Raw genomic sequence first — 22,562 nt, forward strand, 5'->3', positions numbered from 1 at the left:
GGAGCGGCGGTGCGCCGCTGCGACTTGCCCCGCGATGTTCCTGTGCGCATCGCTCAACGAATAATTCGTTAGCCTGCTTTCTTTTCCCCCGCACAACGGCCATGATGCCGGTACGCCCAACCGCCTACCCGCGAACGTGCCCATGACCGCGCAACAGCCCGCCCCCGGCGACACCTCAAGCATCACCCTGCAAATCCTCGCCATCGTCTTCTATACCTTCATCGCCTTCCTCTGCATCGGCCTGCCGATCGCGGTGCTGCCCAGCCATGTCCACGACCAACTTGGCTACGGCGCAGTGGTCGCCGGCCTGACCATCGGCCTGCAATACCTCGCCACCCTGCTCAGCCGGCCCTTTGCCGGGCGGGTCGCCGACACCCTGGGCGGCAAGCGGGCGATTCGCTTCGGGTTGTATGGCATTGCCGGCTGCGGCGTGCTCACCCTGCTCTCGGCCTGGACCCTCTCCCTGCCCTGGCTGAGCCTGCTGTTGTTGCTCGGCGGGCGCCTGCTGCTGGGCATCGCCCAAGGCTTGATCGGGGTGGCGACCTTGAGCTGGGGGATTGGCCAGGTGGGGCCGGAGCATACCGCGCGGGTGATCTCGTGGAACGGCATCGCCTCCTACGGCGCCATCGCCATCGGTGCGCCGGTCGGTGTGCTGCTGGTGGATATGCAGGGGTTCTGGATATTGGGGCCGGCGCTGCTGGTGCTGGCACTGAGCGCGTTGCTGGCGCTGCGCAAGCGCCCGGACGTGGTGGTGGTGCGCGGCGAGCGCCTGCCCTTCTGGTCGGCGTTCGGCCGTGTGGCGCCCTGCGGCCTGGGCTTGACCCTGGCGTCGATCGGCTACGGCACCCTGACCACCTTCGTCACCCTTTATTACCTGGAGCGCGGCTGGACGGGTGCTGCGTTGTGCCTGAGCGCGTTCGGCCTGTGCTTCATCGTTTCGCGGCTGCTGTTCGTCAACGCGGTCAACCGCTTCGGTGGCTACAACGTGGCGATTGCCTGCATGGCCACCGAGGTGCTGGGGCTGGCCTTGCTGTGGCAGGCGCCGTCGCCGCTGTGGGCGATGGTCGGCGCAGGGCTGACCGGCTTCGGCCTGTCGCTGGTGTACCCGGCGCTGGGCGTCGAGGCGATCAGGCAGGTGCCCAGCAGCAGCCGAGGTGCCGGGCTGGGTGCCTATGCGGTGTTCTTCGACCTGGCGCTGGCCATTGCCGGCCCGCTGATGGGCGCGGTGGCGATACAACTGGGCTACGCCTCGATCTTCGCCGTCGCCGCCCTGCTCGCCTTGTCAGGGGTTGGCCTGACCCTGCTGCTGGCCCGACGCGCCCAGCGCGGCTGATCGCTCTGCAGGCTCGGGCGCCCCCAGTGCCTGGCTGAAGAAGGCCGTGGTTTCGCTGCGCAGCGAGCGGTGGATATGCCGGCGGTCGACACCGTCGGCATCCTTGCACAGCACCGGCATGCGCAGGTGTTGCTCGTCGTCGCACGGCGCCATGAATACGAAATGCCCGGCCCCGGCCAGCAACCGGTAGTCCGGCGTCTGCGGCAGCTTGCGCGCCAGGGCATCGGCATTGTGCTCCAGGGCCAGCAACTGGTCTGAGTCGCCGCTGTAGATCAGCGCCGGCACATGCACCCCGGCCAGGGCGTGGCGGCCGAACATCAGGCTCAGGGGCGCCATCAGCATCACCGCGCCTACCCGCGCATCGGCCCGTGGCTCCAGTTCGCTGTGGTCGGCAATCAGCACACCATGGGTCTTGCAGGCGTCGGCGTCGTTGGGGCGTTGCTGGCAGTAACGGCGCAGGCGATCAAGGTCGGGTTGCGCGCCAGACAGGATCAACGCCGTCTCGCCGCCGGCCGAATAGCCGATCACCCCAACTTTGCCGTCATTCAGATAGGGGCCGACCAGTGCATCGGCGCGTGCGGCCGTAATCGCAGCGCTGACCTGCAGCGGCCGGCCATAGAGATTACTGAGCGTCCCGAGACGGCTACGATCGCGGCTGTTGTCGCCGGGGTGGATGACCGCCACCACCACGAAGCCTTGGCGTGCCAGGCCGTTGGCCAGGTCATGCAGGGCCATGGGGCTGCCGGTATTACCGTGGGAGATCACCAACAACGGGAAGCGCCCCATGGCCACAGGTGCGTCCTGGGCAACGCGGGTCTGATAGCCCTCGATACGCACAGGCCGCGCCTCGCCGTTGGAGGGGTAGAACACCAGCGCCTGCATGGGCCTGCGGTCCACTGGGTCGGCCAGGGTGAGCCGGTGCAGGCCGGCGACCCAGGTTGCCGCGTTGGCCTGGGCCAGCAGGCCAGCGAACAGGGCGATGGCCAACAGGGTACGAAACGGAGTCATGCAGGGGCGCTCCCGTGGCCGGGCAGACGTATTTCGTCAGCATAGAACCCGGCCAAGCACAGCTACATGAAAACTGAATGAAAAAAAGCCGATCGGCGCTCAAGGCGACGATCGGCTTTGTCGTGACTCGGCTGATCAGGCGGCAGCGAACAGCTCGCCGGCGATTTGCGCCTGGGCCGCATCGATGGCCTTGGCACGGTGCTCAGGGCCGTAGGCCAGGCCGTGGGCACGGACGGTCTCGACATCGGTGATGCCGATGAAGCCAAGGAAGACGTTGAGGAAATCTTCATGGCCAACACCGGTTGGCTGGCCCTGGTGCAGGCCGCCGGCGGTGGACACCAGGATCACTTTCTTGTCGCCGCACAGGCCTTCAGGGCCGGCTTCGGTGTAGCGGAAGGTCTTGCCGGCCACGGCGATGCGGTCGATCCAGGCCTTGAGCTGGGTCGGCACGCTGAAGTTGTACATCGGTGCACCGATCACCACCGCGTCGGCGGCAAGGAACTCTTCCAGGGTTTCGGCGCTGAGTTGGGCTTCGTGGGCCTGGGCGGCATCGCGCAGGTCCTGCGGGGTACCGGCAGCCACCAGGGTGGCGGCGGAGAAGTGGCTGATGGCGTCGGCAGCCAGGTCACGGTAGACCACTTCGATGCTCGGGTCGGCGGCTTTCCAGGCGTCGACCACTTCGCGGCTCAGCTGACGGGAGGCGGAATTGTCGCCCAGAATGCTCGAATCGATGTGCAACAGTTTCATGGGACTCTCCTGTGAATGAAGACCGCGGTGGTGGGCGATCACGATGGGGAGAATCCTATCGAAGCAGTGAATGGCTGATAAGGCAGCAAAAATGCGTTAGTTTGTCCCACTGGTAGAACAGTGAGAATGCCCATGCAAGACCTCAACGACCTCTTCTATTTCGCCCAGGTGGTCGAAGCCGGCGGTTTCGCCGCGGCCGGTCGCCAGCTGGGCATCCCCAAGTCGCGCCTGTCACGGCGTATCGCCGAACTGGAAGAACGCCTGGGCACCCGTCTGCTGCAACGCACCACACGGCAATTGAAGCTGACCGCTGTGGGTGAACGCTACCTGCACCATTGCCAGGCAATGCTGCTGGAGGCGGAGATGGCCGATGAAGTGGTGGCCAGCATGTCCAGCGAACCCCGTGGGCGGCTGCGGGTGTCCTGCCCGGTGGCCCTGGCCCATGCCTTCCTGCCCGAGGTGATCAGCCGTTTCCTGGCCCAGTACCCGCTGGTGCAGCTGGACATGGTGCTGCTCAACCGCCGGGTCGACCTGATTTCCGAAGGCATCGACGTGGCCTTGCGTGTGCGTGACCTGGGTGACGAAGACCCGGCCCTGGTCACCCGTCGCCTGCGCCAGGCGCAGATGCAATTGGTGGCCGCACCGGGTTTTGCCGACCATATCCGCGAGCCCGCCGAGCTTGCCAGCCTGCCAGTGCTGGGCGCCGCCGAGGCGGACCGGCTGGTGCACCTGCGCCTGCACGGGCCGGACGGCCGCCAGGAGGAGGTGGCCCTGGAGCCACGCCTGGCCATCGATGACTTCGTCGTGCGCAACGCCGCCGTGCGTGCCGGCCTGGGCTTCACCGCGCTGCCGAGCATGTTCTGCGAGGAAGAGCTGGCACGTGGAGAACTGGTGCGCCTGCTGCCGGACTGGTCGCTGCCCGGCGGCTTCCTGCAGGCGGTGTATCCGCACCGACGCGGCCTGCTGCCGGCGGTGCGGGCGTGGATCGATCACCTGGCGATTTCGTTCGAGGCCTGTGGAGAGCGCTATGTCTGAGAAAAGGATGACAGAGGAACAGATCGCGCAGTTCTGCCTGGCATTGCCCGGGGCGCGCGAGGATTACAAGTGGGGCGGGATCCGGGTGTTTTCGGTGGCCGGCAACAAGATGTTTGCCGTCGCCGACCTGGGCGGTGCCGGCTTGTCGTTCAAGGTGGCCGACGACCTGTTCCTGGGCTACTGCGACCGCCCGGGCATTCGCCCGGCGCCTTATCTGGCACGGGCGAAGTGGGTCAGCATGGTTGCGCCCTACCCCGTGGGCCGTGACGAGTTGTGCGACCTGCTGCGCCGCTCGCACCAGTTGGTGGTGCGGCGCTTGCCCAAGCGCACGCAGGTGGGGTTGTTGCTGGATTGATTCTGCAGCGCGGGGCAAGTCGCAGCGATGGCTACCTACAGCAACTGCCCCAGCCCGCGGCCAGCCCGCAGCAGGTGATCGAACCAGAACACCTGGTGCAGCGCGACGATGCCCCAGAACACCAGCTGGTAGGACAGCTTGCGGGTCTTGTGCCGAAACAGCTGCTGGGCCAGCAGCGCCCCGGGCCAGCCACCGAGCAGCTCGCTGGCATGCAGCACTTTCTCCGGGGTGCGCCAGGCCTGGTTGCGCGCCTGCTGCTTGTCCTGCCAGTACAGCAGCAGGCTCACCAGGCTCACCAGCGGGTACAGTGCCAATGGCAGCCACGACTGCCCGCTCAAGCCCATCTGCAGGCCGCCCAATATCGGCAGCAAACAAAGCATGGCCAGAGCGAGCAGCTTCAGGCGTGGATTGCGTACGCCCTGGGCCTCGCCACGGGCAGCGGTTTGCGGGCGCGCCATCAGCCGTGCGCCGTCGACCAGTCGACCCAGCCGAACTCCCAGGTGGCCAGGATCAGCAGACCAAAGACGATGCGGTACCAGGCGAACGCGGCGTAGCTGTGATTGGCGATGAACTTGAGCAGCGCGCGCACCGCGATCATGGCGAAGATGAACGACACCACGAAGCCCAGGGCAAACACCGGCAGGTCGCCGGGCTGGAACAGCTCGCGGTACTTGTAGCCCGAATACACCGCCGCACCGACCATGGTCGGCATGGCCAGGAAGAACGAGAACTCGGTGGCCGCCTTGCGCGACAGGCCGAACAGCAGGCCGCCGATGATGGTCGAGCCGGAACGCGAGGTGCCTGGGATCATCGCCAGGCACTGGACGAAACCGATCTTAAGGGCATGGTGCCAGCTCATGTCATCGACATGGTCCACCTCGATACGGTGCTGGCGACGTTCGGCCCAGAGCATGATCACCCCACCGACCACCAGGGCCGCAGCCACGGTAATGGGGTTGAACAGGTACTCGTGGATCAAGTCGGCGAACAGCACCCCCAGCACTACCGCCGGCATGAAGGCGATCAGCAGGTTGGCGGTGAAGCGCCGCGCCGGTGCTTTAGTGGGCAGGCCCAGCACCACGTCGAAGATCTTGCGCCGGAATTCCCAGACCACCGCAAGGATTGCGCCCAACTGGATGATGATGTTGAACGCCATGGCCCGCTCACCGCCAAAACCGATCAGGTCGGCGACAATGATCTGGTGCCCGGTGCTTGAAATCGGCAAGAACTCCGTCAGGCCCTCGACAACGCCCAAGATGATTGCCTGCAAGGCACTCCAAAAATCCATCATTCCCCCGATGCAGCACCGCTCCTGGCGGGCCGCTTGTAGTGATTTGCACGTAGTTGCCGCACGCGGCGCGGCTGTTTTACAGCGACAGCAGTGGCAACGCCAGCATAAATGCCCAGCGGCCTAAAGGTTTCATCTGGCACGGCCGAAATCCTAGCAGAGCCCTTGGTTCAAGGCTTGCGTTACCTGCAACACGGATCGCGCGCACTGCGCACTTAGCCGTTGGTCGTGTGGGGCCTGGCGGCAAAGCATGCTTGGATGCTTTCGATAAAAAGAACAAGACCGGAGTAACGCATCATGAAGACCCTGAGGTCGATGTCGATCAGCCGCCGCCTGTGGCTGATCCTGTTGGTGGCCGTGGCCATGCTGTTGGTGCTGGGGTTGCTGATGCTGCGCCAGATCCATGGCGACCTGTACCAGGCCAAGGCCGAGAAGACCCGCCATGTGGTGCAGACCGCCGCAGGGGTGCTGGCGCACTACCAGGGCCTGGAGGCCGCCGGCACACTCAGCCGCGAAGCCGCCCAGCAGCAGGCCCTGCAAGTGGTGCGCGGGCTGCGTTACGACCAGAGCGACTATTTCTGGATCAACGACCTGCAACCGAAGATGATCATGCACCCGGCCAACCCCAAGCTCGACGGCCAGGACCTCTCGGCCATCCGCGATCCCGACGGGTTTGCCGTGTTCAACGAAATGGTCAAGCTGGCCCGTGCCCAGGGCGCCGGCCCGGTCGACTACCGCTGGCCCAAGCCCGGCGCCAGCGAGCCGGTGGCCAAGACCTCCTATATACAACTGTTCGAGCCGTGGGGCTGGGTCATCGGCTCGGGCGTCTACATCGACGACGTGCAGGCCGAATTCGCCCGCCAGCTGCGCGACGCGTCCCTGGTTGGCCTGGGCATCGCCCTGTTGATGGCCCTGGTGGTAATGCTGATTGCCCGCAGCATCGCCCGCCCGCTGCAGGAGGCGGTGCAGGCCATGGGCAACATCGCCAGCGGCGAAAGCGACCTGACCCGGCGCCTGGACACCCACGGCCGCGACGAGATCACCCATCTGGGCGAGCACTTCAACCGTTTCAACGGCAAGCTGCAGGGCGTGATCGGCCAATTGCAGGGCGCCGCCCACGCCCTCGCCGAGTCGGCGGGGCATGTCGGCGACAACGCAGGTGCCGCCCAGGCGCGCAGCACCCAGCAGTCGCTGCAGATGGACCAGGTGGCCACGGCGATCAACGAAGTCAGCTACGCCGTGCACGACGTGGCCAAGCACGCCGAACAGGCTGCCAGCGAGATGCGCGACGCGCAGCAGCAGGTCGGCCATGGCCAGCAGGCGATCCACGGCAGCCTGCAGCAGATCGACCGGCTCTCGGCGACCATCGAGCAGGCGGTCCAGGTGATCCGCGAGCTGGCCAGCCACAGCACCAAGATCGGCGGCGTGCTGGAAGTGATCCGCGCCATCGCCGAGCAGACCAACCTGCTTGCCCTCAACGCCGCCATCGAGGCCGCCCGTGCCGGCGAGCAGGGCCGTGGTTTCGCCGTGGTCGCCGACGAAGTGCGCCTGCTGGCCCAACGCACCGCCCAGTCGACCGCCGAAATCCAGACCATGATCGAGCACCTGCAGGGGCAGTCCGAGGCCGCGGTCAGGGCCATCGACACCAGCAGCGAGGCCTCGCGCCAGACCGTCGACCAGGCCCGCGAGGCGGGCACCAGCCTGGATGCCATCAGCCAGGCACTGAACAACCTGGGCGCACTCAACGCCTCGATCGCCAGCGCCACCCTGCAGCAGTCCCATGTGGTGGAAGAGATCAACCGCAACGTCACCGAAACCGCCGGGCTGTCCCAGCAGACCGCCGAGGCGGCACGCCAGTCCAGCGATTCCGGCGTCGCACTGGCACGCCTGAGCAGCGATCTGGAACAACTGCTGCGCCAGTTCAGAGTCTGAACACGCCAGGGCCTCCCTACCCGGGGAGGCCCTCCCGCCCACGCTAGGCTTTGTAGGAAAAGTGCCTGCGCGACGACCATGCTGCGTTGAAAACAGGCTCAGAATGCTCATTGACTACAGTCAAGTCGAGCGCGACCCCGGCCGTTCCTCGCCTGTTTTCGCCTTGCCTGATCGCCGCTCGGCGACTTTTCATACGAACCCTAGGCTCTGTACGAAATCCCGAGAAACTGAATCGACGCCCCTCAGAAGCTGAAATTCTGTAGGGTTCCCGGCCATCTACGCAAAGGAATTCTGTGATGGCAAAGCGTTACGAACTCTCGGACGAGGCCTGAGATGTTGTCTCCGATCTCTTCATCGAAACTCAAAGCCGAGGGCGGCCACGCCTGAACGACCGCCTGATGCTCGATGGCGTGCTCTGGGTGCTCTGCTCGGGCGCTGCGTGGCGAGATATGCCGGACCGCTTCGGCCCATGGTCAACGGTGTATCAACTGTTTCGCGGCTGGCGAAATCAGGGGACATTCGATCAGATGCTCAAACGCTTACACCTGAGATTGAATGAGCAAGGCTTGATCGATCTGCAAACTTGGATGATCGACTCAACCGCGGTACGTGCAACCCGAGCCTCATCCGGCGCTCGGAAAAAGGGGGGCCTGACGAGCCTGCCGATCACGCTCTAGGCCGCATCTGCTGGACGAAGTCAGCATTCCATCGAGCCAACGTGGCCGCCCGCGCAAGCGCTGCAAGTGGCTGCTCGCCGACAAGGGCTACGACGCTGAAGCGCTGCGCCGCTACTGCGACCAGTACCGAATGCAACCCGTGATCCCATTGCGCTCAATGAAACGCAAACCCAAGCCTGGCTTACCCAGACTGTTTGACCGGCCCAAGTACCGACAGCGCAACATTATCGCGCGCATGTTTGGTTGGCTGAAAGAGAACCGCCGCATCGTGATACGCTTCGACAAGCTCGCGAAAAGCTATGCCGCAATGGTCTCACTGGCTTGTTCCATGCGGTGTTTGCGACATCTCTTTTCGTACAGAACCTAGGCTCTGTCTGAAATCCTAAGAAACTGAAATGTGGCCTCGGAACAGCCTGGGTTCTGTACAGTCGCCGGCCATCTACGGAAAGGAATTCTGTGATGGCAAAGCGTTATGAACTCTCGGATGAAGCGTGGGCAGTGGTCGCCGACCTCTTTACGGCGGCCCACGTCAGGGGCAGGCCCCGCAGCAGTGATCGTTTGATGCTCGATGGTGTGCTCTGGGTGCTCTGCTCAGGAGCAGCCTGGCGAGATATGCCCGAGCGCTTCGGGTCTTGGGCAACGGTCTATCACCGCTTCCGACTCTGGCGAAACCGCGGAACATTCGATCAGATGCTCAGACGATTGCACCTCAGACTCAATGACAAAGGCTTGATCGATCCCCACACCTGGATGATCGATTCGACCGCTGTTCGAGCAACCCGTGCTTCATCTGGAGCGCGGAAAAAAGGGGGCCTGACGAGCCTGCCGATCACGCTCTAGGCCGCAGTCGCGGCGGCCTGACAACCAAAATCCATATGCTCTGCGACGCCAACGGGATACCGTTGCGCTTCCTTCTCTCTGGCGGCCAAGCCAGCGACATCAGCTATGCCCAGCCGTTGCTTGATGATGTCAGCATCCCGACAAACCAGCGTGGTCGTCCACGCAAACGATGCAAATGGTTGCTGGCTGACAAAGGCTACGACGCCGAGGCCTTGCGCCGTTACTGCGATCGATATCGGATGCAGCCGGTCATTCCGCTGCGCTCAATGAAACGCAAGCCCAAACCCGGCTTGCCGAGACTGTTTGATCGCCCCAAATATCGACAGCGCAACATCATCGAACGCATGTTCGGCTGGCTAAAAGAGAACCGCCGAATCGTCACGCGCTTCGACAAGCTCGCAAAAAGTTATGCCGCAATGGTCTCGCTGGCTTGCGTCATGCGGTGTATGCGACGGCTTTTTTCAGACAGAGCCTAGCCTTTGCCCTGCTCCAGGATCCGTACCGGATTGCAGCCCGCATTGTCGGAGTCCTCTTGGCTCAGATCGTGCCTGAACGGTTCGAGGTTGTAGCGGTCCTTGTCTCTGGCGATGTTCAAGTGGCAGACCAGTTGGCGGTACATGCCGCCGCCATCATTCTGCAGCCACTGGTAATCGTTGCCATATTTGCGGCGTATTTCGGCATACATCCTGGCGTACCCTTGCGGCGTGCTCTGCTCCCGCCCCAACGGCGTCGGTTCGAGCGACAGGGACCACTCCACACCCTCACTGCCGACATCGTTGCGCCTGATCCATTCACCTAGCTGGACGTACTCGTTGATCGGAGTCGGCGTGCCCTCGGCGATGGCCTGGTCGCTGCTTTGGCAAACGAATTGGGCCTTGGCACTGCGAGACTGCGGCAGCGTCACGGCGATGATCGGCACCCAGATATTGCTCTGCCTGAAGTAGCGATGTTGCTCGAGCCTGGCGTTGGCCAGGCCTCGCTCGTTACCCGCAATGTAGAAGAACGACTCGATGGGCAACTGCGCCACAGGGGTCGAGGCACTCCAATCCTTGATACGCAGTTCGTTCTCACGGAAGAACAGGCTGCGCTTGTTTCTCATGGCCTGGAGCGCGGCGTTGAAGTTGCTCACCGCCTGCTGGTTGAGGGCGTCATTCACGGCAAACCCACAGGCGTTGCGATTATCGCCCTGGGTGCTTTGTTCATAGTGTGTAACCCAGGCACGCCCATCCAGGATGCCTTGTGTATGGCACGACCGACCAATCGAAGGGTCCGCCGCCTGGGCGAAGGTGCCGCAGCCCGCTTCGCTGCGCTCAGCCGTGCCGCCGTCGACCGGGTATGCGCACAGCACTTCGTATCGATGTTTGGGTGCCTGGAGCTCCATGATCGGGTACAGGATGTAGCCGCTCTGATGGTCCTTGGTCAAACGCTTGAAGTTGGCGTCACTGCGCAGGAATGCGTATGACACCGCATCGTTCAAGCGTGTGGGTGCGTCGGCGTCCCAAGTGTTGTAGAGACCATCCCTGGCGGCGGGCTCCGTGCCTCTGAGCACCACGCCCGAGCAGAGAAAGCCTGGCGCCGAATCACTGCTGCAATAGGCTGGAGTCTGTGCATATCGTCGTTGCAGGTTTTCTGCCGTCTGTTCGCAGGTGGCAGCCAATGCCACTGGTTGTGCAGAATCAAAGGCTGCGAGCACAAGGGTTGTCAAAACGAGTATGGGACGCCCAAGCATGATCGTCGCTCCAAGGAAAGTCTGTCGCCTGGCCTGGCACAACCTTGGCCCGGTGCGTGACTGCATCTTGGCGTGCGCCACCTGTGCAGAAAACTGGCAAAAATGACAGGTCGCTGCATCGTTCCCAATTGCCCCCCTATTGCAGGTTACAATCGCCGCCTTCAATTCCCGTCAAGGATCGCCGATGTCCGGCCTCGAACTCTTCGCCGCCGCGCTCGGCGTCATCGCCGTCTGGCTCACTGTCCGGCAGAACCCCTGGTGCTGGCCGATCGGCCTGGTCATGGTGGTGCTGTACAGCTGGATCTTCTATGAAGTGAAGCTCTACTCGGACATGCTGCTGCAACTGGTCTATGCGGTCCTGCAACTCTACGGCTGGTGGCAATGGACCCGTCCGGACCGCGTGGAAGACGCGCGCCAGGTGTCGAGTCTGGGCCTGGCGCCAATGCTCAAAGGCCTTGGCACCGGCCTAGTCGCCAGCCTTGTGCTCGGTGCGACCATGGCCCACTACACCGATGCTGCCCAGCCTTGGCTCGATGCGGCGCTCACCGGCTTCAGCCTGGTAGCGCAGCTGTGGATGGCACAGAAGCGCCTGCAATGCTGGGTGCTGTGGATGGTGCTGGACGTAATCTTCGTTGGCCTGTTCCTGTACAAGGGCCTGTACCTCACTGCCGCACTGTACGCCCTGTTCACCCTGATTGCCGTGCGTGGCTGGCTTGAGTGGCGCCGCGACCCGGCACTGGCGGCCGCATGAAGACGCTGGTGCTGTGTGGCCCGGAATCCAGCGGCAAGAGTTGGCTCGGCGGTGAGATCCAGGCGCACTTCGGTGGCGTGCTGGTGGGTGAGTACGTGCGCCATTTCATCGAGCAGGAGCAGCGCGACACCTGCTATGCCGACATCCCCGCCATCGCCCGCGGCCAGTTGCAGTGGGAGGATCAGGCGCGCCAGCTGGCGCCGTCCCTGCTGATTCTCGACACCCACCTGCTCAGCAACATCCTCTGGAGCCGCGCGCTGTTCGCAGATTGCCCGCCCTGGATAGAGCAGGCGCTCAACGCACGCCACTACGACCTGCACCTGCTGCTGAGGCCCGAGGGTGTGGCCTGGGTGGGCGATGGCATGCGCTGCCAGCCTGAGCTTGCCCAGCGCCAGCAGTTCTTTGCCGACAGCCTGGATTGGCTACAGGCACAGCAACGACCCTATCAAGTGATCGAGGGCGATTGGCCCCAGCGCAGTGCTGCCGCCCTCGCCGCCGTGGCGCGGCTGCTCGATGGCAAGGTGCCAGCCTGTGCTACCGAATGTTAATGCACTGATACACCCCACCACCCCGCAGCCCCCGCAAATGGGGGCCGCCGCCCAGAAGTGAGGGAAGTGTGTCAGCACTGAGACACTGCCCGACAATCTCTTCACATCCCCCGTACTACGCGGCCTGCGGCACCTGTGCAGAGGGCGCTGTTTCAGCGCTGACACAGTATTCGTGGTGCTTTTCGAGCTAGCTCGAGCAAGCCTCTGATTCACAAAGGAAAACAAAAAGCGGCACAGCTTCTGCTCTCTGTACTCGCAACGCTGAACGACCAGCGCCCGATTGAGGGAGTAGCCATCGTGAGGAAATTCGACAGAGGCGTGTCTTGCCTGCTGCTGGTCGGTTTCACCCTGGGGGCAAGCCTGAGCCTCGAGGCCCAAGCCGATAACGGCCTCATCGTCATCACCCGTGATGTGCAGGTGCGCAACGCAACGCGCCTCCCGGTGATACCAGACCCGTCCCCGACCACGGCCAATGCCAACCCGTCAGCACAGATCATCAGACAGACCCATGAGCTCAGTGATGGTGACTTCGCCAGTATCAGCAGTGGCGCGGGCATCTCATCCCTGGTCAACCAACAGACCAACAACATGGGCGGCAACATCAGTACCCAGAGCCAGTTGCCCAACCTCTCCGCCGGGCGTGGCAGCGGCTCCGGCAGCGGCATCGGCAACATGGTCAACTCCAGCGTGCAGCGCGGCCTTGCGCCTCTGCAAGCCCTAACCCGAGGCCAATGACATGAGGCATTCGCTGCTGATTCTGGCCACCCTTTGCAGTGCACCGGCGTTCGCCCAATCCCCAGTAGTCGACACTGCCATCATCGACAGTTCCGCCAGCCAGTACCTGGGCAACATGGCGGTCAACCAGGCGGCCGGCGACTTCCAGCAACAAGCCAACGCCCGTGCCCTGGCCAACGGCCATTCGGCCAACGCGACGACGCAGATCCGCCAGCGCCTGCAGACCACGGTCGACCCTGCCAGGGACAGCCGCGCCAGTATCCAGGGCGATGCTTTCAGCCGTGGCAGCGGCGTACTGGGCGTGAACCAGAGCGCCGGCGCCGGTACCCAGCAAGCCAACGCACTGCGCATCAGCATCAGTGCCCAACCGCAAAGTCTCGATGACAGCGTCCTGTTGCAACAGAACGTGGCGCTGCGCAACACCTCCGATGCAACTGACTCCATACCCGGCTATCGCCAGGTCAACACCAGCGACCAGGCATTCACCGGTAGCCGTGGGGTGATTCAGTTGAATCAGAGCGCCGGGGTGGGAAACCGCATGGCCAACACCCTAAGCGTCCGGGTCGCGGAATGACCCAAAAAGGTAAGCACAACACTTAACCTAAAAAGACGGAGAAACACCATGAAACCCTCGATGGCAATCAAGCCTCTGGTTTTCGCAATTGCTGCGGTCATGGCTGTTGCTGCACAAGCGGATCAGAACAACCGGCGTGGTCACAATCACGACAGAACGGTCTACACCAACGCCACGGCCAAAGCGACCGATGTGCAAAGAAGCACTGGTAACAAGATCCTCAACGAAGGCACCATCAACAATGCCGAGATGAGCAGTTCCGCCGGTGGCGCCAGCGGTAACGTCGGCATCAACGTGGCGGCCGGTAATGGCAACCAGCAGGACAACGCAGCGGCCATCGCCAACACCGCGTCCGACAACGACTTCGTGTTCGGCACCGCAACCGCCACCGCCAAGGTCGACCAGTACAGCAACGGCAACCGCGTGTACAACTGGTCAACCCAGAACTCCGCAGTCATGAGCGGCTCGGCTGACAACACCAGCGGCAACGTGGGTATCAACGTCGCGGCCGGCGATCTGAACCAGCAGAAAAACACCATGGCCATTGCCAACAACAGTGCGCCCGTCGGCAATTCAACCGCCACTGCTTCGGCCAACCAGAATGGACCTGGCCTGACCGTCGAAAACAGAGCCGATCGCAGCTACACCATCGATACGATCACGCTCACCACCACCAAGAGTGGTTCGTCCTCTAGCAGCGGTTCGTTCGATGCCAGCATCGACAAGAGCTCCAGCTCCAGCTATAGCGCGTCTGGCTCGCAAAGCAGCAGCGCCAGCGGCTCCAACAGCAGCAGCTCGAGCGGTTCGAGCAGCATGACTGCCAGCGGTTCGAACAGCAACAGCTCCAGCGGCTCCAACAGCATGAATGCCAGCGGCTCCCACAGCTCGAATGTCAACGGCACCGCCAGCAGCAACCACAACTCGACCTCGAGCGCTTCGGTGACTGCTTCGCTGGATGCCAGCGCTGCGGGCAGTGCCTCGCAGTCGCAGACCTTCGGCAACCACACCCGCTCCAGCAGTGGTGAGTTCGATGCTTCGCTGACCGCCTCGCTCGACGCGTCGATCGACAAGGCGCACAGCTCGTCCAGCGACTCGGCCTTCGACAAGACGCGCAACTCGTCGTTCGAGAAGGCGTATGACTCCGCGTATGCCAGCAACCATGACTCGTCGTATGACAAGTCTCGCAACAACGCATACGAGAAGGCACACGAGTCGGCATGGGAAAAAGCCAACGCCTCGGCCTACGAGAAATCCGGCGAAAAAGCTTCGCAATCGTCGGACAGCATCTCGAAGAGCTGGAGCGAAGCTAGCGAGTACTCGCTGAGCAACACTGTGTCCTTCCAAGTGCTGACCCCGACCGGCTGGGCCAACCCTGTAACCAACAACGCCACCATGAGTGGTTCGTTGAACGGTGGCAGTGGCAACCTGGGCGTCAACGTGGCCGCCGGTGTGGGCAACCAGCAAAGCAACTCGCTGGCCATCTCCAACACCTCGTTCTGATCGCTGTAGCCAGGAGGCCCCCTTCGGGGGGCCTTCCTTCGAACTGGACCGATGGGGGCATCGAACATGCGAATTTTTGCCTTGGCGTTACTGCTGTGCCTGGCCAGTGTGATCGAAGCCGCCCAGATGCCATTGTCCGTCCTGCCGGGTGGCGCGGTCATCTACAAACCGATCCAGAGCATCCGCGAACGCAAGTTCGCCGACCTTGTGCAGCAGAAGACCGACTTCAGTTGCGGCGCCGCATCGCTGGCAACCATCCTGCGCCAAGCCTATTGGCTGGACGTGGATGAACAACATGTGATCGAGGGCATGCTGGCCAATGCCGACCAGGACCTGGTCCGCACCCAGGGTTTCTCGATGCTCGACATGAAGCGCTACGTGGAAAGCCTGGGCATGCGTGCCCGTGGCTACCGGGTAGCCCCCGAGTCCCTGCATGACATCCGCATCCCGGTAGTGGTGCTGATGGATATCCGTGGCTACAAGCATTTCGTGGTCATGCAGCGGGTCGACAGGGGCTGGGTCTACATCGGTGACCCGGTGCTGGGCCACAAACGCTTCAAGATCGACGATTTCGTCAAGGGCTGGAACGGCATCATCTTCGCCGTCATCGGCCAAGGCTACGACAAGGGCAATGCGCTGCTCGCGCCACCCCTTCCGCTCAGCGCCAAGAACCGCCTCAACCAATTCACCCCGGTAAAGGACGCGGAGTTGCTGGATTTCGGTTTCATCAGAAGCGACTTCTTCTAACCAATCGGGCATGACGCCCAGGGGAACCTCCCATGAAGACTCCGATCTGGCTGATTGCGGCCTGCCTGGCCGCCAGCCTGCCAACCCAGGCAGAAACGTTCAAACCCATCGAACTCAAGGACCAGGAACTGGCGAATCTACGCGGGCGTTACGTGATGCCGGGGCGGATCGTCAGTTTCGGCATCGTCATGTCCAGCACCTGGCAGAACGCCAACGGTGAAGTGATCGGCGCCACCTCCTCGATGCAGATTCAACAATCGACCATCAAGCCACAGTTCTATGTGTCGATCATCAATGAAAAAGGCAGCGGCTCGTCGCAGGCCCAAAGCGCCGGTACCGGTATCGTCAGCGGGGGTGCTGGCCTCAATACCACCCAGGGGGTAACCCAAGTGGTACGCGCGGCAGGCGACTACAACAGCGCCTACAACGATGTCCAGATCACCGTTGCCAGGGGCGACCAGCCACAGGCCAGCCAACCGCAAGGCCAGGCGCTGGCTGCAGGCTCGCCGCTGACCGGGGCCAACGGTGCAGGCTCGCTGAGTGTTTCTGCGGCCGGCAACGGCGTGCAGATGAACATCATCGCCGGCAACAACCAGGGCAATACCCTGCAGCGCCTGGGCCAGGGCGGGCTGATGCAGAGCACCACCCTGCTCGGCTCCAGCAACCAGGTGCGCAATATCACCTCGCTCAATGTGGTGCTGCGCGACAACGCCACGGCCGGGCCGATGAACGCCAACCTGGACCAACTCAAAGGCCTTCGCAATCTCGGATACTGATCTACGCTCAGTCTCATCGTTTGCAGTCAGAAGGGACGGCTAATCCATGCATCGTTTGTTGACGTTCAGAACTATCGTCTGTTTGAGTACCTTGGCCCCGGCCACCTTGCTGGCAGCATCGGACCCACAAGTCGAAGCACTGAAACAGGAGCTGGTCCAACTGAAGCAACGCTATGAAGCGCAACAAAATGCCCTGATGGTGCTGGAACAACGCCTGCGGCAAGTCGAGGAAGCCCCGCCAGCACCTGCTCCGAAACGCCTGGTCAAGTCGCCCGCCGAAGGGGTCAAGGGCGCTAAAACCGTGGCCACTGGCGCGCCAGGTACGACCGGGAGCTCCTACGGCCAGTCGCTGCAGGACGACTCCCAACCCGCGCAAAGCGTCTCCAACCTGTACGACGAAGCCAGTGGTTTCTTCGGTGGCGGCAAGTTCAGCGTCGAAACCGGCCTGACCTACACCCACTACGATACCCGTGCGCTGACCCTCAACGGCTTTCTGGCGCTGGACGCGATTTTCCTTGGCAACATCAACATCGACCGCATCAAGGCGGACAACTGGACCCTGGACCTGACGGCACGCTACAACGTCGACCAGCGTTGGCAGTTCGACATCAACGCACCCATCGTGTATCGCGAATCCACCTATTCCTCCGGGGGCGCGGGTGGGGCCGCCGCGGCAAACTCCGAAGGCACTGTCACGCGCGACCCCACCCTCGGCGACGTCAACGTCGGGGTGGCCTACAAGTTCATCGATGAGTCGGAAAACTGGCCTGACGCGGTCGCCACGCTGCGCATCAAGGCACCGACCGGCAAGGACCCTTACGGGATCAAGCTCCGGCAGGACCCCGGCAACGACAACCTGGCGATCCCCGAAGACCTGCCGACCGGCAATGGCGTGTGGTCGATCACCCCGGGTATCTCGCTGGTCAAGACCTTCGACCCGGCCGTGCTGTTCGGCAGCCTGTCCTACACCTATAACGTGCAGGATTCGTTCAGTGACATCAGCCCCCAGGTCAACAGCAAGGTCAAAGGTGACGTAAAACTCGGCGACTCCTGGCAAATCGGCGGCGGTATCGCCTTCGCCCTGAACGAGCGTATGAGCATGTCGTTCTCGGTCACTGACCAGTTCGCCAGCAAAAGCAAGATCAGACCCGACGGTGGCGACTGGCAGTCGATCTCCAACAGCGACTACAACGCGGCCAACTTCAACGTCGGCCTGACCTTCGCCGCCACCGACAACCTGACCATCGTGCCGAACCTGGCCATTGGCCTGACCGAAGATGCGCCGGACTTCTCGTTCAGCCTGAAATTCCCGTACTACTTCTGAGCTTGCCAGCAGAACAGGGCTCGCCTGACGAGCCCGCGTTTTGGTAACCAGCCTTGTCTTACGGCACCTTCCTACCTCCGGCCTGATATCATCACGCACATTTGTGTGACGGTTTCATGGCAAGAGGAACGCTTACGTGAGAAACCTGCTCGGCCACCCCCGCGCCCGGCTGTTTGCCCTGGTGACACTGGTGCTGGTCATCCCCCTGGCGGTCCGTGCCCTGCTGGGCTGGTCCGACCCCCTGGGCTACCTCTCGGACCTGGCCATCGGCAGCTTGCTGGTGATGTTGCTGCGCCGCTGGCCAACCTGGCTGGCCCTGCCCGTACTGCTGGCCTGGGGCGCCCTGCTGATCGCTTCGGCCGAGCTGGTCAGCGCCGTCGGCCGCCTGCCCAACCAGACCGACCTGCACTACCTGTTCGACCCGCAGTTCATGGAGAACTCCACCGGCGGCGCCCTCGCCCACCCCTGGCTGCCCTGGCTGCTGGCCAGTACCTTGCTGGTGCTGTTGGCCAGCAGCTGGTACAGCCGTGGCCAGCGCGGCACGCCACTGCCACGGGCAGCCTGGGCGCTGCCCGTGGTGCTGCTGGCAAGCCATTGGGGCAGCGAGCAGCTGTTCCCCTCCGACGCCGATCAGTGGCGCCAGTACAACCTGCCGCACCAGTTGCTGTCGGCTGCCACTGGCAACCTGCAGCATCGCGCACGGGTACTGGCCATGGGCGAAACCCCGGTAACGCCACTGCCCAGCGCCGGGCTGACCCAGGCCGACCTCAACGGCCAGAAGCTGCTGGCCGGCCCTGGCAGCGCCCGCAACCTGCTGGTCATCACCCTGGAAGGCATCCCCGGCGCCTACATCCGCGCCAACCGTGAGGCCATCGGCAGCCACTTCGACCAAGACCTGATGCCCAACCTCAGCCGCTGGGCCGAGCGCGGCATGAACACGCCGGACTACGTGCTGCACACCCACCAGACCATTCGCGGCCTGTACGCCATGCTCTGCGGCGACTACGACAAGCTGGCCAACGGCACGCCCAAAGGCGTCGAGCTGCTGACCCAGGACCTGCGCAACCAGGCCTGCCTGCCGGCCCAACTGCGCCAGGCCGGCTTCTCCACCCACTACCTGCAGGGTGCCGGGCTGCGTTTCATGGCCAAGGACCGGATCATGCCGCACATCGGCTTCGACGCGGTGCACGGCCTGGAATGGTTCAAGAACGACAACTACCTGGAATTCCCCTGGGGCAAGGACGACCGCGCCTTCTTCGAAGGGGCCCTGGGTTATGTCGGCGAACTGCGCAAGCAACGCCAACCCTGGATGCTCACCCTGCTCACCGTCGGCACGCACCAGCCTTATTCGGCGCCGGAGGACTACCTGCAACGCTACGACACCGCCAAGCAGGCCGCAGTTGCCTACCTCGACGATGCCCTGGGCAGCTTCCTCGACAACCTGGAACGCCAGGGTGTGCTCAAGGACACCCTGGTGGTGATCACCTCGGACGAATCCCACGGCATCGATGGCGTGCGCCTGGCGTCATCCTGGGGCTTCAACCTGACCCTCGCCCCCGAACAGGCACAGCTGCCACGGCTCAAGCGCGGCACCTACGGCCATATCGACCTGGCCACCTCGCTGCTCGACTACTATGCCCTGCCGATCCCCGCGGCCCTGGCCGGGCGCTCGCTGTACCGCGACTACGACACCGGCCGCGAGATGATCGCCTACACCAACGGCGTGCTGCGTTACCACGATGGCCAGGGCACCCTCAGCGAGTGCGACTTCCAGCAACGCTGCCGGCGTTACGCCAGCGCAGGCTTCATCGCCGAGCAGGCCAGGTTCCTTGGCCGTGGCGAGGACAGCCTCGGGCCGCAGATCAATCTGCTGGCAACGACCCTCGACCAGTCGCTGCTGCAAACCCCGCTCAACCTGCGCTACCAGTTTGGCGGGCCGGCACCCATCGCCCTGCATGAGCGTATCCGCGACGACTGGGCCGACAACCTGATCGGCGCCCAATACCTGGAGATGCCCGAGGGTTCGCGCACCAAGGTGCGTATCAAGGTCCGCGCACTCGACCCGCAGCACGACGCCTACATTCGCCTCAAGGCCAAGGAAAGCGAGCAGGACGTGCAGCTTGGCCTGCCCGAAGAAGTGCTGGTGACCGCAGGCCAGCCGCTGGAGATGGAGTTCGACTTCGACAACCCGACCCAGCGCAAGGCGTTTTCCTTCCACTTGCTGGGGTACGGCGGTGGTGAAGTCGAAGTCAGCGACTTCAGTGTCATCACCGCCCTGCCGGGTGAGGAAGAACCTGCGGACGAACTGGTCGAAGGGCATATCGCCCATTCCAGCTGAGCCGCAACCGCCTGGGCCTTACCCCAGGAACAGGCGGTAGGCCGGGTTGTCGGTTTCGTCCCAGTAGCGGTAGCCCATCGCGTCGAGCGCCGCCGGCAGCCCCTGCAACTCGTCATCCGGTACCTCCAGCGCGGCAAACACCCGCGCTTCGGCCGCGCCGTGATTGCGGTAATGGAACAGGCTGATGTTCCAGCGCTTGCCCAGGCGCTCGAGGAAGCCCAGCAACGCCCCCGGCCGTTCGGGGAACTCGAAGCGCAGCACCCGCTCGTTCACCCCTGGCGCGGCATGCCCGCCAACGGTGTGGCGCACGTGCAACTTGGCCAGTTCGTTGTCGGTCAGGTCGAGCACCTGGTAGCCCTGCCCGGCCAGGCTCGCCAGCAGTTGCTCGCGCGGGTCGTGCTGCGGGTGGGTCTGTACGCCAACGAACAGCCGCGCCTCCTTGCCCGGGTAATAGCGGTAGTTGAACTCGGTGATCTGGCGCTTGCCCAGGGCCTGGCAGAATGCCCGGAAACTGCCTGGCTGCTCGGGGATGGTCACGGCGATCACCGCCTCGCGCTGCTCACCCAGCTCAGCCCGCTCGGCCACATGGCGCAGACGATCGAAATTGACGTTGGCACCCGAGTCGATGGCCACCAGCACTTGCCCCTGCAGCCCTTCGCGGGCCACGTATTTCTTGATCCCGGCGACCGCCAGGGCACCGGAGGGCTCGGTGATCGAGCGGGTATCGTCGTAGATGTCCTTGATGGCCGCGCACAGCTCATCGTTGCCCACCGTCACCACCTCATCGACGAAGTGCCGGCACAGTTCGAAGCAGTGGGCACCGATCTGCGCCACCGCGACGCCGTCGGCAAAGGTCCCCACCTGCGGCAGGATCACCCGCTCACCGGCCGCCAGGGCGGCCTGCAGGCAGTTGGAGTCGGCCGGTTCCACACCGATCACCTTCACCTCCGGGCGCAGGTACTTCACATAGGCGGCAATGCCGGCGATCAGCCCGCCGCCGCCCACCGGCACGAAGATCGCGTGCAACGGGCCTGGGTGCTGGCGCAGGATTTCCATGGCCACGGTGCCTTGGCCGGCGATCACGTCCGGGTCGTCGAACGGCGGCACGAAGGTGGCGCCGTCCTGGTCGGCCAGGGCCAGCGCATGGGCCAGTGCATGGGGGAAGCTTTCGCCGTGCAGCACCACATGGCCGCCCCGCGAGCGCACGCCCTCGACCTTCAGCGAAGGCGTGGTGGTGGGCATGACGATGGTGGCCTTGATGCCCAGGTGCGAGGCCGCCATGGCCACGCCCTGGGCGTGGTTGCCCGCTGACGCGGTGATCACTCCGCGCGCACGCTGGGCGTCGGTCAGGCGTGACAGGCGGGTGTAGGCGCCGCGGATCTTGAACGAGAACGTCGGCTGCAGGTCTTCACGCTTGAGCAGTACCGAGTTGCCAAGCGCGGCCGACAGCGCCGGGGCCGGTTGCAGCGGGGTCTCGATGGCCAGGTCGTATACCGGCGCGCCAAGAATGCGGCGCACCTGCTCGGACAGCAGTTGCTGGGGCGTGGTACGGGGGCTGACGCTCAGATTGGTCATCGATGACTCCTGGTTTTCTTGATGTTGCCCAGGAGTCAGAGAGAAGAAACCCGCCTCCAGGGCGGGTTCGGTGCACGTACGCGCTAGCCCGCCAATCCGATAATGGCGGTAATAATAATGCTCGCGGTGCGCAGGTGCGGGAATGTGTTCATGGGTCGGAAACTTATCCTGCGCAGTTCTCGCAAGTCAACACCCTTTCGCGGCGTCCTGCGCCGATAGCGGCACATCGAACACCTTGTCGAACCCCCACTGGAAGACAAAGGCATACACAAAAAAGAAGGCGAACAACGCCAGGTTGGTGACCAGCGCCGCCCACAAGCTGATGCCCAGCCAGTACGCCACCAGCGGCAGCAGGATCAGTACCAGCCCGCCCTCGAAACCCAAGGCATGCAGCAGCCGGCGCAGGAAGGTGCGGCTTCGCTGGGGCTGGCGTGCTTCCCAGCGCTCGAAGGCCCAGTTGAAGGCCATGTTCCAGCTCATGGCGATCGCCGACATGAGCATCGACAACACCGCCGATTCGGCCATGCCAGCGCCGAACGCCAGCTCCAGCGCCGGCGCCACGCAGGCCACGGCGATGGCCTCGTAGAGGATGGCCTGGACGATCTTGCGGGCCTTGCCTTGCATGTGCCGCTCCCGAAATCAAAGAGCTACAACATAACAAAATATGGGGCCTTGGAAAAAGCCTGCAATAAATTTTGAACCCTCTGCGGCCCGCACGCCTCCACAGGTTGCCGTGCAAACCCATGGCAT

21 protein-coding genes and 2 pseudogenes are annotated in these 22,562 nt (G+C 63.6%); 16 read left to right on the forward strand and 7 right to left on the reverse strand.

Annotation, left to right across the window (positions count from 1 at the left end; genetic code table 11):
• Nucleotides 1-142: 142 nt before the first annotated feature.
• Nucleotides 143-1,333, forward strand: a complete 1,191-nt coding sequence (locus tag EJA05_RS14295) for an MFS transporter (protein WP_125858753.1) — start codon at nt 143-145, stop codon at nt 1,331-1,333.
• On the opposite strand, the gene EJA05_RS14300 is transcribed toward EJA05_RS14295, so the two are convergent.
• Together EJA05_RS14300 and EJA05_RS14305 are read right to left on the reverse strand one after the other, a co-directional pair.
• Entirely contained in the window at nt 1,283-2,341 is a 1,059-nt protein-coding gene (locus tag EJA05_RS14300; protein ID WP_125858754.1) for an alpha/beta hydrolase family protein, read from the reverse strand. The two genes, EJA05_RS14295 and EJA05_RS14300, sit on opposite strands and share 51 nt — an antisense overlap.
• 135 nt (nt 2,342-2,476) lie before the next feature.
• Entirely contained in the window at nt 2,477-3,088 is a 612-nt protein-coding gene (locus tag EJA05_RS14305) for an FMN-dependent NADH-azoreductase (protein WP_110994519.1), read from the reverse strand.
• 132 nt (nt 3,089-3,220) lie between these two features.
• Between EJA05_RS14305 and EJA05_RS14310 the strand changes: the two genes are divergently transcribed.
• Both EJA05_RS14310 and EJA05_RS14315 read left to right on the forward strand, forming a co-directional pair.
• Nucleotides 3,221-4,123: a LysR substrate-binding domain-containing protein gene (locus EJA05_RS14310; protein ID WP_125466205.1), complete on the forward strand. Its 903-nt coding sequence runs from the start codon at nt 3,221-3,223 to the stop codon at nt 4,121-4,123.
• Nucleotides 4,116-4,478, forward strand: coding sequence for an MmcQ/YjbR family DNA-binding protein (locus EJA05_RS14315; RefSeq protein ID WP_110994517.1), 363 nt, complete (start codon nt 4,116-4,118; stop codon nt 4,476-4,478). The genes EJA05_RS14310 and EJA05_RS14315 overlap by 8 nt, the downstream gene beginning before the upstream one ends.
• Nucleotides 4,479-4,513: 35 nt before the next feature.
• On the opposite strand, the gene EJA05_RS14320 is transcribed toward EJA05_RS14315, so the two are convergent.
• Both EJA05_RS14320 and EJA05_RS14325 read right to left on the reverse strand, forming a co-directional pair.
• Nucleotides 4,514-4,936 carry a DUF1294 domain-containing protein gene (locus EJA05_RS14320; protein ID WP_125858755.1) on the reverse strand — a complete coding sequence of 141 codons (423 nt, stop codon included), beginning with the start codon at nt 4,934-4,936 and terminating at the stop codon, nt 4,514-4,516.
• Complete coding sequence (locus EJA05_RS14325) at nt 4,936-5,766, reverse strand: undecaprenyl-diphosphate phosphatase (RefSeq protein WP_125861319.1); 831 nt, start codon at nt 5,764-5,766, stop codon at nt 4,936-4,938. Before EJA05_RS14325 ends, EJA05_RS14320 begins: the two co-directional genes overlap by 1 nt.
• A gap of 387 nt (nt 5,767-6,153) precedes the next feature.
• Between EJA05_RS14325 and EJA05_RS28760 the strand changes: the two are divergent.
• The 4 genes and pseudogenes from EJA05_RS28760 to EJA05_RS14340 form a co-directional block, all read left to right on the forward strand.
• Nucleotides 6,154-6,825 (forward strand): annotated as a pseudogene (locus tag EJA05_RS28760) (cache domain-containing protein); the annotation flags it as partial.
• Between the two features lie 138 nt (nt 6,826-6,963).
• Nucleotides 6,964-7,698 (forward strand): methyl-accepting chemotaxis protein, encoded by a 735-nt coding sequence (locus EJA05_RS28765; protein WP_374045888.1) that lies wholly within the window; start codon nt 6,964-6,966, stop codon nt 7,696-7,698.
• Between the two features lie 353 nt (nt 7,699-8,051).
• Nucleotides 8,052-8,742, forward strand: a pseudogene (locus EJA05_RS14335) (transposase).
• Nucleotides 8,743-8,834: 92 nt separating this feature from the next.
• Nucleotides 8,835-9,691 (forward strand): IS5 family transposase gene (locus EJA05_RS14340; protein ID WP_190305981.1). Its coding sequence is split into 2 segments (ribosomal slippage): nt 8,835-9,183 and nt 9,183-9,691, totalling 858 coding nucleotides; the frame shifts between segments, so codons are not numbered across the junction.
• On the opposite strand, the gene EJA05_RS14345 is transcribed toward EJA05_RS14340, so the two are convergent.
• Complete coding sequence (locus tag EJA05_RS14345) at nt 9,688-10,944, reverse strand: DUF2599 domain-containing protein (protein WP_190305982.1); 1,257 nt, start codon at nt 10,942-10,944, stop codon at nt 9,688-9,690. The genes EJA05_RS14340 and EJA05_RS14345 overlap by 4 nt on opposite strands.
• 184 nt (nt 10,945-11,128) lie before the next feature.
• On the opposite strand from EJA05_RS14345, the gene pnuC reads away from it, so the two are divergent.
• The 9 genes from pnuC to EJA05_RS14390 all read left to right on the forward strand — a co-directional run bounded on the left by pnuC (nt 11,129) and on the right by EJA05_RS14390 (nt 20,237).
• Entirely contained in the window at nt 11,129-11,695 is a 567-nt protein-coding gene (pnuC, locus tag EJA05_RS14350) for a nicotinamide riboside transporter PnuC (protein ID WP_125858758.1), read from the forward strand.
• A complete protein-coding gene (locus EJA05_RS14355; RefSeq protein WP_125858759.1) occupies nt 11,692-12,243 on the forward strand; it encodes an AAA family ATPase in 552 nt (183 codons plus the stop codon). Before pnuC ends, EJA05_RS14355 begins: the two co-directional genes overlap by 4 nt.
• A 297-nt stretch (nt 12,244-12,540) precedes the next feature.
• Nucleotides 12,541-12,978: a hypothetical protein gene (locus EJA05_RS14360; RefSeq protein ID WP_125464174.1), complete on the forward strand. Its 438-nt coding sequence runs from the start codon at nt 12,541-12,543 to the stop codon at nt 12,976-12,978.
• A 1-nt stretch (nt 12,979) separates the two neighbouring features.
• On the forward strand, nt 12,980-13,552 hold the full coding sequence (locus tag EJA05_RS14365) for an adhesin (protein WP_125858760.1): 573 nt from the start codon (nt 12,980-12,982) through the stop codon (nt 13,550-13,552).
• Nucleotides 13,553-13,600: 48 nt separating this feature from the next.
• Nucleotides 13,601-15,052 carry a heme utilization protein gene (locus EJA05_RS14370; RefSeq protein WP_110994510.1) on the forward strand — a complete coding sequence of 484 codons (1,452 nt, stop codon included), beginning with the start codon at nt 13,601-13,603 and terminating at the stop codon, nt 15,050-15,052.
• 66 nt (nt 15,053-15,118) lie between these two features.
• Nucleotides 15,119-15,799 (forward strand): C39 family peptidase, encoded by a 681-nt coding sequence (locus EJA05_RS14375; protein WP_125858761.1) that lies wholly within the window; start codon nt 15,119-15,121, stop codon nt 15,797-15,799.
• A gap of 32 nt (nt 15,800-15,831) precedes the next feature.
• Complete coding sequence (locus tag EJA05_RS14380) at nt 15,832-16,575, forward strand: hypothetical protein (RefSeq protein ID WP_125858762.1); 744 nt, start codon at nt 15,832-15,834, stop codon at nt 16,573-16,575.
• Between the two features lie 46 nt (nt 16,576-16,621).
• The gene (locus EJA05_RS14385; RefSeq protein WP_125858763.1) at nt 16,622-17,899 is read left to right on the forward strand and encodes a hypothetical protein; all 1,278 of its coding nucleotides are present in this window, start codon (nt 16,622-16,624) and stop codon (nt 17,897-17,899) included.
• Nucleotides 17,900-18,035: 136 nt separating this feature from the next.
• Nucleotides 18,036-20,237, forward strand: a complete 2,202-nt coding sequence (locus EJA05_RS14390; protein ID WP_125858764.1) for an LTA synthase family protein — start codon at nt 18,036-18,038, stop codon at nt 20,235-20,237.
• 18 nt (nt 20,238-20,255) lie between these two features.
• Here the strand turns inward: EJA05_RS14390 and ilvA are convergent, their stop codons facing one another.
• Entirely contained in the window at nt 20,256-21,812 is a 1,557-nt protein-coding gene (gene ilvA / locus EJA05_RS14395; protein WP_125858765.1) for a threonine ammonia-lyase, biosynthetic, read from the reverse strand.
• A 186-nt stretch (nt 21,813-21,998) separates the two neighbouring features.
• Nucleotides 21,999-22,436, reverse strand: coding sequence for a PACE efflux transporter (locus EJA05_RS14400; protein ID WP_110994504.1), 438 nt, complete (start codon nt 22,434-22,436; stop codon nt 21,999-22,001).
• Between the last annotated feature and the right edge of the window lie 126 nt (nt 22,437-22,562).

The sequence above is a fragment of the Pseudomonas oryziphila genome, from assembly GCF_003940825.1.
Taxonomy (GTDB): domain Bacteria; phylum Pseudomonadota; class Gammaproteobacteria; order Pseudomonadales; family Pseudomonadaceae; genus Aquipseudomonas; species Aquipseudomonas sichuanensis.

Coding starts and splice junctions, on each gene's coding strand:
- EJA05_RS14375 (WP_125858761.1), top strand. CDS start 15,119: ATGCGAATTTTTGCCTTGGCGTTACTGCTGTGCCTGGCCAGTGTGATC.
- EJA05_RS14345 (WP_190305982.1), bottom strand. CDS start 10,944: ATGCTTGGGCGTCCCATACTCGTTTTGACAACCCTTGTGCTCGCAGCC.
- EJA05_RS14320 (WP_125858755.1), bottom strand. CDS start 4,936: ATGGCGCGCCCGCAAACCGCTGCCCGTGGCGAGGCCCAGGGCGTACGC.
- EJA05_RS14380 (WP_125858762.1), top strand. CDS start 15,832: ATGAAGACTCCGATCTGGCTGATTGCGGCCTGCCTGGCCGCCAGCCTG.
- EJA05_RS14310 (WP_125466205.1), top strand. CDS start 3,221: ATGCAAGACCTCAACGACCTCTTCTATTTCGCCCAGGTGGTCGAAGCC.
- ilvA (WP_125858765.1), bottom strand. CDS start 21,812: ATGACCAATCTGAGCGTCAGCCCCCGTACCACGCCCCAGCAACTGCTG.
- EJA05_RS14355 (WP_125858759.1), top strand. CDS start 11,692: ATGAAGACGCTGGTGCTGTGTGGCCCGGAATCCAGCGGCAAGAGTTGG.
- EJA05_RS14365 (WP_125858760.1), top strand. CDS start 12,980: ATGAGGCATTCGCTGCTGATTCTGGCCACCCTTTGCAGTGCACCGGCG.
- EJA05_RS14370 (WP_110994510.1), top strand. CDS start 13,601: ATGAAACCCTCGATGGCAATCAAGCCTCTGGTTTTCGCAATTGCTGCG.
- EJA05_RS14305 (WP_110994519.1), bottom strand. CDS start 3,088: ATGAAACTGTTGCACATCGATTCGAGCATTCTGGGCGACAATTCCGCC.
- EJA05_RS28765 (WP_374045888.1), top strand. CDS start 6,964: ATGGACCAGGTGGCCACGGCGATCAACGAAGTCAGCTACGCCGTGCAC.
- EJA05_RS14325 (WP_125861319.1), bottom strand. CDS start 5,766: ATGGATTTTTGGAGTGCCTTGCAGGCAATCATCTTGGGCGTTGTCGAG.
- EJA05_RS14400 (WP_110994504.1), bottom strand. CDS start 22,436: ATGCAAGGCAAGGCCCGCAAGATCGTCCAGGCCATCCTCTACGAGGCC.
- pnuC (WP_125858758.1), top strand. CDS start 11,129: ATGTCCGGCCTCGAACTCTTCGCCGCCGCGCTCGGCGTCATCGCCGTC.
- EJA05_RS14385 (WP_125858763.1), top strand. CDS start 16,622: ATGCATCGTTTGTTGACGTTCAGAACTATCGTCTGTTTGAGTACCTTG.
- EJA05_RS14295 (WP_125858753.1), top strand. CDS start 143: ATGACCGCGCAACAGCCCGCCCCCGGCGACACCTCAAGCATCACCCTG.
- EJA05_RS14315 (WP_110994517.1), top strand. CDS start 4,116: ATGTCTGAGAAAAGGATGACAGAGGAACAGATCGCGCAGTTCTGCCTG.
- EJA05_RS14300 (WP_125858754.1), bottom strand. CDS start 2,341: ATGACTCCGTTTCGTACCCTGTTGGCCATCGCCCTGTTCGCTGGCCTG.